Raw genomic sequence first — 11435 nt, 5'->3', positions numbered from 1 at the left:
GATGGATGTGCATTATAGACTATTAATTCCCTGTTGCAATACCTTTCTCATATTTTATTATTCAACAGATCAATTTTTAGGCTTTTTCGCCATATTTCTATATTATTTGACCAATTTTACATTGATAATAGGTTATCGCTTCTGTATTAAAATATATCTCTATCCAACTGCATATTATAGATAGCCTGGCTAGCGGTTAAGGAATTATATGAATTATTCTAATTTACTATTATCGAGCTTATTAACTGTTGGTATTTATACATCAGCACACGCTCAAGAAAATCTTACTGAAGGATCTACCGCGAGTTCGGAAGATGTCGCTTCGACAGAGGCTGAGCAGAGCCGCCCCCGCTCACAAATTATTAAAGACTTAAAAGGTCTAAAAGCTAAAGATTTAAAAATCAATGCAAACGCTGCTCAACCTGACACAGTAAAAGATCCATTACAGTCATTAAACCGCCCTATTTATTCTTTTAATGACATGCTAGATCGCAACTTTTTGCGTCCCGTTGCAGTTCAATATAATGAAAAAACACCAGAAGATGTTCGCGGTTCCTATCGCCAGTTCCGCAAAAACCTGGGTGAGCCATGGAATGCTGTTAACCAACTCATTCAAGGTCGTCCTGGTCGCGCAGTAAAAACACTTGGCCGATTTACTGTGAACACCCTAACAACTTTAGGTTTAGCTGACCCCGCTAGTCGCTTAGGGCTTCCACCTGAAGATGAAAGTTTTGGCGTAACTCTCGGTTACTATGGTGTTCCTTCTGGACCATTCCTGATGCTACCTTTCTTTGGCCCAAGTACTTTACGTGATGGTTTAGGCTTAGCTGTAGACTCTCAAGCTCGTCCACAAAAGTATATTATGGATAACCAAGATGGTTTGTATTGGTCAACTAACGTCTTACAAGCTGTTGATACACGTGCCCAGTATTTAGATTTGGATCAAACGATACAAGGCGATCAATATGCGATGATTCGCGATTTGTATCTTCAACGTAAGGCATTCCAGATTGCCGAGAAAAAAGGTAATTCAGCAGACGTATCTTTCATCGATGATGACGAATCTGAAGATGTTCCAGATGATAGCCAACCTAAAAGCAAGAAATAATTAAAGAGGAAACCAAGGTATTGTATCTACTATATAGAAAGGCAATACCTTGATTTTGATTATACATCCTCTATGATGGATAAAATGATCTTGAAAAAGGACAATCATATCTTCTATGTATTTTATTAAACCGACACGCTCTATCCCTTTCTTAGAGCAAGCTCTGGATTCACTTCCAGACTTACAAGTCATTCACATAGATGATCTCGATTTATACGATCCAACAATTATCGCAATTGCTGATGTACAAGATTTCCTGACTTATAAATGGCGTTTACCTACCATTGTGATTGCTTTCGAACATGAAGGTAGTGCATTAGCTCAGGCATGGGAGGCAGGTGCTCTTGCTGGATGGGTATGGAATCAGTTACCTCAAGATCTGAATAAAGCATTAACAAGAATTGATGCTCAATATAAACGCAATCAAGATAGTCGCGACTTACCTTCGGCAGCAGAATTACAAAAACGTTTACTACCGAATCCTATTGATTTATTAAATTATGAAGTTGAAACTTTTTTCCAACCTTCCGCATATCTATCAGGTGACTGGTATGACTATTGGAAATTAAACGATAAAGAAGTTTTATTTTATCTTGCAGATGTATCAGGACACGGTGTAACAAGCAGTTTATTAACTTCTTGGATGGCCGCCTTTCATGGCCGTTCTAAAACACCCCGACAATTGATCAAAAAATTAAATGGAATGCTCGTTCAAGAGAATATTGAAAAGCATATTACGATTGTGGTCGGTATTTTAAATCTTGAAACGCATAATCTTCGCTGGTCTAGTGCAGGTCACTATCCTCCTCCAATTATTTTTGAACCTAATCAACCTCCAAAAATTTTAACGACTAGTAGCTTTCCTCTGGGCTTAACAGATGAATTGGAAGTTGAAGAACATGTATGTACATTAAATCGTCATGCGCGTTTCATTGTTTGTTCAGATGGAGCACTAGAACCATTTGATGGTGGATTGAATGATCAATTTCAACAATTGGTCCAACATTTGCAAAATCAATCATTCCAAGCCCCTGATCATGTTGCTGATGACATTGCCATCTTTAGTCTTTGTCGAATGAATTAATTTAAAAATCAATCAATTAAAAAATATACGACTTAAGGACTCTTGAGTCTGAGATGGCACTATGTGATAATTTTTCTATCCTTCTCTGAAAATGGCATTTATATGTCAACAGGTCATGTTGAATATGCAAGCTTAAATGGAACGCATATTTTCAAACTTATTGGTGAAGTGCGAGCCCATTCTTGTATAAGTCTAGACAAACTTTTAAACAGAATTGAACAGCAAGAGAATGTTGTTGGTGCAATCGTTGATTTAACCCAAACAACATTTATTGATAGTACTGTATTAGGCATCTTAGCTAAGCTAGGCTTAAAACTGAAACAGACTCATCATATTCAAGCTGTGATGCTATCTACCAATCCAGATATCACAACCTTAGCCAACAGCATGGGGCTAGGGCAGGTTTTTGTCATTTTGAATTATTGTGGCGATCCTAACGTTTGTACTTTGACGCTAACGGATGAACACATTACTCATAATGCAATGCTAAGAACCGTGCTGGATGCACACAAGACATTGATGAAACTTAATGCAAACAATCAGAATATGTTTGAGCCACTTGTTAAGCAATTGCAGAAAGAACAAGACACGCTTGAACAAGTATCTGATAAGCAAAATGCCTAAATTTTATTGCTAATCTGGATTTGTATATGACTCTTGTTTCAGTTGTTCAAATGAATTCTCAAGATGACATTGAAAGCAACTTTCAAATAATCAAGTCATTGATTCAGCAAAGCAAAGCTCAAAATGCAAGCTTAATTGTTTTTCCAGAAAACTTTGTATGTTTCGCTGCTGGTAAACAGCGTGAAACAGCTGAGCAATTTGAATCAATTCAGCAAAGACTTGAGAAACTTGCGCATCAATATCAAATTTGGATTGTTGCTGGCACTTTACCGTGCCCATTTCGTCCAGATGGTTCTATCATACAAGATGGCCGTGTGCGCACAGTAAGCTTATGTATTAGTCCAGAAAGGACAGAAGCACGTTACGACAAAATACATTTATTTGATGTTCAAGTTGGCGATGCTGTCGGTGGATATCAAGAATCTCGCTTCTTTGAACCTGGAACAGACGTTGTAGTCACATCTACCCCTTTTGGCAATATCGGGCTAATGGTATGTTATGACTTGCGTTTTCCTGAGTTAGCTTTAACCTTGAGACAACAAGGTGCTCATCTATTGACTGCACCAGCAGCATTTACCTATACAACAGGGCAAATGCACTGGCAGCTTTTATTACAAGCTCGTGCAATGGATAGTCAATGTTATGTTTTAGGGGCAGCACAGCAAGGTTGGCATGGAGAAAAACGTCAAACTTGGGGACATGCAGGAGCAACTGATAGCCGTGGACAAGTTTTAAGTATGATTGAGCATGAAGGTAGTGGTTTAATTACTGTACCTTTTGATTTAGCTGCTCAAGAGCTTGTCCGTACATCAATGCCTTTAATGACGCATCGTAAATTAATTCACTATTAAAAGCTTAATTATTCATGTGGAAATATTTAATTAGCATTTTTTGCTTAGGGGCAAATATTCACTGTTATGCAGCTGAATTTGGTGCAACAAATCATTTTGTTTCCCCAAACTTACAACTTAAACAAGATGTCCTTCCACCTACTCCTAAAAATATCCCTCTCCCTGCTTTTGGACAACGAATTATTGGTTGGGGAACCGGTGCAGAAGGTGCGAGACAACGTTTAGAGAATATTCAACCAGCTGATGTTTCTATGATTAAAAAACAAGGAACAACTTTAGAAATGATTACAGCTTGGCAAGATTTCTACGAACAAGAGCAACAACGTAATGAAAATAATCCAACTGCTAAATACCGTGCTCGTTTAATGAAAAAAATTGCCGATCTCTGGTAACTGTTCCAAATTCATATTTTCAAGTCATAGGGTAATTTTTCGATTACTCTTTTTTGCGTTATCTTATTTTTATCAATAACTCAAAATTATGAGCATTTAAGAAATTAAACATAAAGCGATATACTACAAAAGCATCTATTAGTTTTCTGAGAAATATATGGACCAAGACTGTCAAAATTTAAAGCTTGAGAATCAGTTATGTTTCCTCATTTATTCAACAAATTTAGCTCTTAATCAGCTTTATAGAAAACTTTTGACTCCATTAGGCATTACTTATCCTCAATATTTGGTAATGTTGGTTCTATGGGAAAAAGATGAGATTACCGTTTCAGAGATTGGCAACAAACTATTTTTAGAATCATCGACCTTAACCCCTATTTTAAAAAAGTTAGAAGCAATTCAACTCGTAAATCGCACTCGTTCAAAAGAAGATGAACGTCAAGTAATTATTACACTAAGTGAAAAAGGTAAAGAACTTAAGCAACAAGCCGTGAATATTCCAGCTCATATTTTGGAAGCAAGTTCTTGTGACATGACCACCCTACTTAGTTTGAAAGATCAACTAACACAACTTCGTACAAATATAGCCAAATAATCATCAATTTTTTTACAAATTTGGCTTGTTAAAATAATTAAGTCGTGTACGATATATTTGTATTCAATTTAATTTGGGAATAATAAGATGTCTTTAGAAAAAGTTGTGTATCGTGCAAAAGCTAAAGCAACTGGTGGCCGTGATGGTCGTGCAACTTCATCAGACGGCGTATTAGACGTACAACTCGGTGTACCTAAAGAAATGGGTGGTGCTGGTGGTGCCGTAACCAACCCAGAACAATTATTTGCAGCTGGTTATTCAGCATGCTTTTTGGGTGCTTTAAAGTTTGTTGCAAACCGCGATAAATTTAATATTAGCAAAGATGCCTATGTTGAAGGTGAAGTCGGTATTGGTCCAATTCCTACAGGTTTTAGTATTGAAGTAACGTTAAATGTTTACTTAATCGGTATGGACCGTGAAGAAGCTGAAAAATTAGTGGCAGCAGCTCATATTGTTTGTCCATATTCAAATGCGACTCGCAATAATATTGATGTGACTTTTAATATTGTGACTGAATAAGTTTTGATATTTCAAAAATGCCCGAATCAAATCGGGCATTTTTTATATCTTCCAAATTATGCTTCACTTGCCTCATTGGTTACTCGAAGCACTTCTTCGAGTGTAGTTTTACCCGAGAGCACTTTACGCAAGCCATCATCACGAATTGAACCTGAATACTGGCGAGCATGGTTTTCTAATTCAAACTCAGCCGCATTGCCATGAATAAGGCGACGCATAGGTTCATCAACAGGTACAATTTCATAAATCGCTGTACGACCATTAAACCCTAAATGTGAGCAATGATCACACCCTTTGGCTTCAGGTAACTTTAAAGCTGGCTCATGCGAGATATGTTGAAAAACCTGCTTTTCAAAAGTATCGGCTTCACGCCATGTCATACAATGTGGACATAAAGTACGAACCAAACGTTGAGCAACCACCCCAATTAAAGAACTTGATAATAAGAAGGGTTCAATCCCCATATCTTTAAGACGAGTAACCGCTCCAATAGCAGTGTTGGTATGTAGTGTAGATAAAACCAAATGACCTGTTAACGAGGCTTGTACTGCAATTTCAGCAGTTTCTAAGTCACGAATTTCACCCACCATCACCACATCAGGATCTTGACGTAACATTGCTTTTAAAGCACGAGCAAATGTCATATCCACTTTGGTATTCACTTGGGTTTGACCAATACCTTCGAGTTGATATTCGATAGGATCTTCGGCAGTTAAGATATTTCGGGTATTGTCATTTAGATCAGATAGAGCTGCATATAAAGTTGTTGTTTTACCCGAACCCGTAGGCCCTGTGACTAAAATAATGCCGTGTGGACGATGTACCAATTGCGTTAGACGTTCATAGTCATTTGCCATTAAACCCAAGTGAGTCATATTGAGTCGACCCGCTTGTTTATCGAGTAAACGCATAACCACCCTTTCACCATGTGACGATGGCAAAGTTGAAACACGGACATCAACTTCACGGCCAGCAAGACGTAAAGAAATACGTCCATCTTGCGGTACACGCTTTTCGGCAATATCGAGTTTCGCCATAACTTTAATACGTGAAACAAGTAACGGAGCTAGTTCACGGCGTGGCTGTACAATTTCACGCAATTGACCATCTACACGTAATCGTACAGATAATTTCTTTTCGAAAGCTTCAATGTGAATATCAGAAGCCCCTACTCGAATTGCCTCTGAAAGTAGTGCATTAATCAGACGAACAATTGGAGCATCATCTTCCTGATCCATCAAATCTTCTGTCTCAGGAACCTGATCGGCCAAACTTAATAAATCAGGATGATCTTCTAAACCTGCTGCAACTTGTTGTGATTCCCCTGTATCGCCGGCATAGCTTGTACTTAAGAGCGTATTAAATTCTTGTTCAGTACATAATTGGAAGTGAGCTGGCTTACCTAGAATTCGTCTTGCTTCCTGCAATGCAATTTTTTCAGTATTTTGACGTCTAATAATAAATACTTGATCACCGTCATAACGAAATAAAACACCATGACGCTTGGCAAAACTATATGGAACTTGTATTTGTTTCAATATTTGCATCACAATTTATAATGATGAGTAAGATGATTTTGAGTGTACTCTAAGCAGATTACAGCGTGAAGTCTGTTTAACAACTCGGTAGAGGAATTTTACGTCTTGTTTGAAAATAATGAATATCAGCCTCGCCCCCAAAATTCCTTAAAATGGTGGGGAGAACAGCGCTTTGAAATTAATCAGTCTAAAGCATGGCAATTTGGTTCAATGCTTTTTCGTCTAACGCGCGGTATAAAAGAATGGCGTATCGAATATTATCGCCCATCTCTTCAAGACGATAATGAGCAAGATTGGCATCCAGTTGCCGACCCACATTTTGCTTTTCCACATAATGTTCAAGTCGAACGGTATATGTTTCGAAAGACCAATTCAGAATTTTTACTTATGCCACGTCTGGCAGATCGTTCTGTGGTTATTAAACCTATTGATCCGATTTATATTCCAGCAGGTCAGCGAGGAACACTTTATATTAGTACGCCTCTCTGGATTGCTGGTTTAGTTGAAAGTCAGCATGAGCCTTTATTTGAAATTCCTGTAATTCAGCCTAAAGATACATGGTTTGGGCCTAATGCGCAGCAAGGTGAAGTTTGCTATGCAACCTCTGTTGATGGACGTACTGATTTAAACTTGTTAACACCACGTGCGTTTCGTGCAGTTACACCTATTGATTTTCACAATACCAGTAACCATCAATTACGCTTTGATCGTATGAATGTACCAGTAACTGCCCTACCTCTTTTTTATAGTGAAAGTACTGGTCGTTTATGGACTTCTCAAATTAAAGTTTATTATGAGGGCTCTGACCGTCCTGCCCGTATTCGTATTGAAAATCGTACGCCACCTCTTGCTGGTGAAGTGACTTATGTTCATCCCCCGCGGTCACCTGGTGGTGCACTATTTAATATGTTTGATTCATTCTTTTAAGGGGGTTATATGGCTGATACAAATATTCCGAAAGAAATCGCTTATAGTCTCAAAAGTATATTTACCAATATTAATACCGAACGTATTAGTGAAATTTTAGTCGGTGTTGTGCTTTGCTTTATTGGTTTTATTCTTGCACGCATTATTTCAAATACATTTATTAGAACTATTGGCTCACGCTTTAATGCTCATCAACGTTTAGTGTGGCGTCGTGGTATTTTTTATTTTATTTTCTTACTCTTCATTATGACGAGTTTAAAAGAGGCAGGATTTAAACTTAGTGTATTCCTTGGAGCGGCAGGGATTTTAACAGTAGCACTTGGTTTTGCTTCACAAACATCAGCCAGTAACTTAATTAGTGGTCTATTTTTGATTGGGGAAGGTTCATTTGAAGTCGGTGATACCATTCAAATTACCCTCATTCGTGGCAATACCATCGAAGGTGAAGTCATTTCAATTGACCTACTCTCGGTTAAGCTACTCACGCTCGACAATGTTTATATTCGTTTGCCGAATGAACAACTCATTCGTGCGCCTGTACACAACTTATCTAAATATCCGATACGGCGTATTCCAATTACACTCGCCATTAACTTTCACGAAGACATTATTAAAGTTCGCGAAGTTTTACTAAATGTGGCAGCAAATTATCCACTCGTATTAGATGACCCAAAACCTGCGGTAACTGTAACTGCATTTAGGGAATCATCGATTGAACTTTTATTTGCAATGTGGTGCCGCCAAGAAAATTCTTTAAAAGTTCGAGATGAAATGCAAGAACGTATCCGAAATGGCTTTTTAGATAACCAAATTGAAATTCCTGTTCCTAAAATGGGATTAATTGATCGTCCATCTACTGTTTTTGCTGAAGATGATATTGATCAATACAGCAACCAGAAAGAGTTAAAACGAGAGCCTAAAGCTTAGGCTCTTGATTCTTCTGCACAGAGGATGATGGTGGTAATGGTGCAAGATAAGCAATTATCAACATTACCCCACCTGCTCCAATAAATGAAATAACTCGAGTTAATGTTGCACTTTGCGATAGATCAAGCAAAATCAACTTTAATACAACAATCCCTAAAAGTGCTGCACCTACAAACCAGAGTTGACGAATCATTTTCCGACTAGAGTATGTGGTCAATACAAATGCCAAAATAACCCAAAGTAGTGTCAGGCTTAATTGGACTATTCCATTTGTCCAAATTGCCACGCTCCATAGTGGTGTCGCCCAGTAGTGGTGCAAGCCACGAACGACCACACTACTGAACACCAACAATCCCACTAAAATTGTTGTAATTTTAAAAGTCCACTCCAGTGACTTATCTTGATCAAAATCATGTTGATAAATAATAAAGAGTAGACCTGCAAATCCCGCAATTGAAAGTAAGTCAGTTAAGTTAAATAAAGGAACAAAATATAGGTACTCGGCAGAATGAATATCAACACTCATCGCAAGCAACCACAATAAGCTCAAACACCACACCGGAATTTGATGCAACAACGTCGTTTTATGAGCTTTATATGCCCAAATTGAATACCCCCCTGGAACAAAAGCCAAAGCCACAATTGGCATTTGCGGAAAAATAGCCATACCCACTATCGCTAATACTAACCAGCTTAAACCAGCCCAGACTTTTAAGTAGCTAGACTCCCCCGACTGCGGTTGAGCGATAATAAATAAACCACTAAGAAGAATAGTACTAACAAGGAAAGTAATTTGCTGTAATGAATCTACCCATTTAAACAACGTAAGAACTTGACTTGTAAAAGCTTCACCCAAAATTAGTAACAGTAACAGACTAATTAAAAGTAACTGTAAACTTTCCCATTGGACGCGAAGCTTATAATGAATAACTGCACTAAATATTGCGATTAGGGCTATGGCAAACATCAAATATGGGCTTAAGGCATGATGATGCCATGCCATTATTTCTACACCTGCTACAGCACCCGCATACATACCTAGACATAAGAAAATGCCACTAAACATGCTTGCACTGAAATAACGTTGTTCTTTACTGTTGTATTGCAGTAAATAAAAAGCTGAAATGAATTGAGCAATTGCATAAATGCTAGTGCTTAGCGTTGGGAACTCTTCATTTGCCCAAACCTGATAAAACAGTGCAAGTGAGCTAAGTAAAACTAAAACTACACCAATATATCGGCTTAAACGGTAGCGCTCAGTTACTCCCCAAACGATTAAAGCCGTACCTTGTGCAACCCAACCAATAGCAGTCCAATGTGCCCCTTTCGCGAGTGGAAAAATTAAGGCAAAAAAAGCAACGGAAAGAATGAAAAAGCTTTTGGCAAGAACTGAAAGTTGTGGATGGGATTTTTTAATCCAATAAGTTAATACCGCATAAGTACCCGCTAATACAGCAGCGCCAATCGTCAAAGCTTGGGTAGACTCATGAACTAAATAAGCATGAAGCGTAAAACCCAGTACAGGCACACTAAAAATAAGACCAACATCTAACAGTGGAGGTAAACGAATACCCACTTGTTTATCATGTTCTGAAACCCGCGATATATTTTGGCTATAACGAACACTTAACCAAATAAACAAAGCAATATGACACCATAAGATCCAGTCTAATGTGTCAAATTTTGCTGGCTCAGCATAAAATGCGATTGCACTACCACCAATAAACATCGTGGCAAAGAAAGCAATCTGATTTAGGATTTTCCAAGGCTGAATAAAATTAACAGCAGCCACTGCAAGATTAATGACGAAGTAATAACTAAATAGAAAAATTACATCTGGGCGATATTGCGGAATAACTAAAGGAGCCGCATAAGCCATACCGAGTGCTAATATTGCCAAATAAATTGCTTGTTGTTTTAAGCTCAGGAATACTGTAATTGCTAATAAAATAGCAAATAAAATACTCGCTGTAGTGATATTGGCAATGACACTAAAATGATGTGAGAACACAAGTGTCAAAAATACAACCGCAAGCCCTACACCCTGCAATGCCACAGCAAAAAGCTGGTTTTTCTTTTGCAAGGTATATCCAAATACCGTTAATACAGCTCCAGCAATTGCAATAAAGCCCAGCTTAATACCTAAGCTTAACTGCCAGTGTTCGCTTGCAAAACGTAATAACAACACTACTCCAACCATCAGCACAGCAACAGCAACTCTTAAAATTGGATTGCCATGAACCATCCAATCGACTGCTGGTTGCCACCATGCGCTTTGTACATGGGCCATTTGTTGTTCTTGATTTGAAGCTATTGTTTCAGGTAGAGCTGGCTTGACTGGCTCAACGATATTTTTTAGATCAACTTGCTCTATCGCTGGAGTTATAGCTTCTGTTTGTAGAGTATCGTTTACACGAACAGTTTGTTTTGCTGACTCAAGGAACAATAGACGAGTATGAAATGCACTAATGATTTGAATCAAACATAACAATAAAACCAGTAATGCCCCACCAGCAATCCACATCCAATGATTAATATAAGCAACTAATGCAACCAAGGCGGCTGCATAAATTACTGTTCTTTGTATGTGTATAGAATAAAGTGGCGTTTTCTGCTGAGAAAACTGTTGTTCTAAATGAATTAAACGCTGATGCAAATTTGATAAAAATTGAACTAATATGACAGTGAGCGCAATAGATAAAGCAACAACGGCGCTTTGAAATTTAAAACCAATTGAAATGGCTAAAAACAAAGTCAAAGCGATCAAAACGACGATCATTCCCTGTTTGTCTTTTTTATACATGGGCTTAGTAATATGACACCTTCATTACATGTCATCTTACTTCAAGCCAATACAAGCGTATATTTAT

The 11435-nt window shown here is 38.0% G+C and carries 11 protein-coding genes; 9 read left to right on the top strand and 2 right to left on the bottom strand.

The window, feature by feature from the left end; all coding sequences use genetic code 11:
- Positions 1-208 precede the first annotated feature (208 nt).
- From B554_RS0101145 to B554_RS0101115, 7 genes are all read left to right on the top strand, one after another.
- A complete protein-coding gene (locus tag B554_RS0101145; protein WP_019456659.1) occupies positions 209-1108 on the top strand; it encodes a VacJ family lipoprotein in 900 nt (299 codons plus the stop codon).
- Between the two features lie 115 nt (positions 1109-1223).
- The gene (gene gigA / locus B554_RS0101140; RefSeq protein ID WP_004698533.1) at positions 1224-2192 is read left to right on the top strand and encodes an RsbU family protein phosphatase GigA; all 969 of its coding nucleotides are present in this window, start codon (positions 1224-1226) and stop codon (positions 2190-2192) included.
- Between the two features lie 102 nt (positions 2193-2294).
- Positions 2295-2816 carry an anti-anti-sigma factor GigB gene (gigB, locus tag B554_RS0101135; RefSeq protein ID WP_000103065.1) on the top strand — a complete coding sequence of 174 codons (522 nt, stop codon included), beginning with the start codon at positions 2295-2297 and terminating at the stop codon, positions 2814-2816.
- A gap of 26 nt (positions 2817-2842) precedes the next feature.
- On the top strand, positions 2843-3667 hold the full coding sequence (locus tag B554_RS0101130; RefSeq protein ID WP_019456658.1) for a carbon-nitrogen hydrolase family protein: 825 nt from the start codon (positions 2843-2845) through the stop codon (positions 3665-3667).
- 14 nt (positions 3668-3681) lie between these two features.
- Positions 3682-4059: a DUF4951 domain-containing protein gene (locus B554_RS0101125; RefSeq protein ID WP_004698537.1), complete on the top strand. Its 378-nt coding sequence runs from the start codon at positions 3682-3684 to the stop codon at positions 4057-4059.
- A 157-nt stretch (positions 4060-4216) separates the two neighbouring features.
- A complete protein-coding gene (locus B554_RS0101120; protein WP_019456657.1) occupies positions 4217-4654 on the top strand; it encodes a MarR family winged helix-turn-helix transcriptional regulator in 438 nt (145 codons plus the stop codon).
- A gap of 87 nt (positions 4655-4741) precedes the next feature.
- Positions 4742-5173, top strand: coding sequence for an organic hydroperoxide resistance protein (locus tag B554_RS0101115; protein ID WP_000051124.1), 432 nt, complete (start codon positions 4742-4744; stop codon positions 5171-5173).
- Positions 5174-5229: 56 nt separating this feature from the next.
- Here the strand turns inward: B554_RS0101115 and gspE are convergent, their stop codons facing one another.
- Positions 5230-6720, bottom strand: coding sequence for a type II secretion system ATPase GspE (gspE, locus tag B554_RS0101110; RefSeq protein ID WP_019456656.1), 1491 nt, complete (start codon positions 6718-6720; stop codon positions 5230-5232).
- A 96-nt stretch (positions 6721-6816) separates the two neighbouring features.
- On the opposite strand from gspE, the gene B554_RS0101105 reads away from it, so the two are divergent.
- Together B554_RS0101105 and B554_RS0101100 are read left to right on the top strand one after the other, a co-directional pair.
- Entirely contained in the window at positions 6817-7638 is an 822-nt protein-coding gene (locus tag B554_RS0101105) for a hypothetical protein (protein WP_019456655.1), read from the top strand.
- Positions 7639-7647: 9 nt separating this feature from the next.
- The gene (locus B554_RS0101100) at positions 7648-8565 is read left to right on the top strand and encodes a mechanosensitive ion channel family protein (RefSeq protein WP_019456654.1); all 918 of its coding nucleotides are present in this window, start codon (positions 7648-7650) and stop codon (positions 8563-8565) included.
- Here B554_RS0101100 and B554_RS0101095 read toward each other — a convergent pair.
- The gene (locus B554_RS0101095) at positions 8555-11368 is read right to left on the bottom strand and encodes a DUF2339 domain-containing protein (protein WP_019456653.1); all 2814 of its coding nucleotides are present in this window, start codon (positions 11366-11368) and stop codon (positions 8555-8557) included. The genes B554_RS0101100 and B554_RS0101095 overlap by 11 nt on opposite strands.
- Positions 11369-11435 lie beyond the last annotated feature (67 nt).

It is taken from the genome of Acinetobacter sp. GG2, assembly GCF_000292385.1.
Taxonomy (GTDB): domain Bacteria; phylum Pseudomonadota; class Gammaproteobacteria; order Pseudomonadales; family Moraxellaceae; genus Acinetobacter; species Acinetobacter seifertii.
This window is presented reverse-complemented; position numbering and strand designations above follow the sequence as displayed.

Bases quoted from the DNA above. Each gene is read 5' to 3' on its own strand.
- B554_RS0101145 (WP_019456659.1), top strand. From the start codon at position 209: ATGAATTATTCTAATTTACTATTATCGAGCTTATTAACTGTTGGTATT.
- gigA (WP_004698533.1), top strand. From the start codon at position 1,224: ATGTATTTTATTAAACCGACACGCTCTATCCCTTTCTTAGAGCAAGCT.
- gigB (WP_000103065.1), top strand. From the start codon at position 2,295: ATGTCAACAGGTCATGTTGAATATGCAAGCTTAAATGGAACGCATATT.
- B554_RS0101130 (WP_019456658.1), top strand. From the start codon at position 2,843: ATGACTCTTGTTTCAGTTGTTCAAATGAATTCTCAAGATGACATTGAA.
- B554_RS0101125 (WP_004698537.1), top strand. From the start codon at position 3,682: ATGTGGAAATATTTAATTAGCATTTTTTGCTTAGGGGCAAATATTCAC.
- B554_RS0101120 (WP_019456657.1), top strand. From the start codon at position 4,217: ATGGACCAAGACTGTCAAAATTTAAAGCTTGAGAATCAGTTATGTTTC.
- B554_RS0101115 (WP_000051124.1), top strand. From the start codon at position 4,742: ATGTCTTTAGAAAAAGTTGTGTATCGTGCAAAAGCTAAAGCAACTGGT.
- gspE (WP_019456656.1), bottom strand. From the start codon at position 6,720: ATGCAAATATTGAAACAAATACAAGTTCCATATAGTTTTGCCAAGCGT.
- B554_RS0101100 (WP_019456654.1), top strand. From the start codon at position 7,648: ATGGCTGATACAAATATTCCGAAAGAAATCGCTTATAGTCTCAAAAGT.
- B554_RS0101095 (WP_019456653.1), bottom strand. From the start codon at position 11,368: ATGTATAAAAAAGACAAACAGGGAATGATCGTCGTTTTGATCGCTTTG.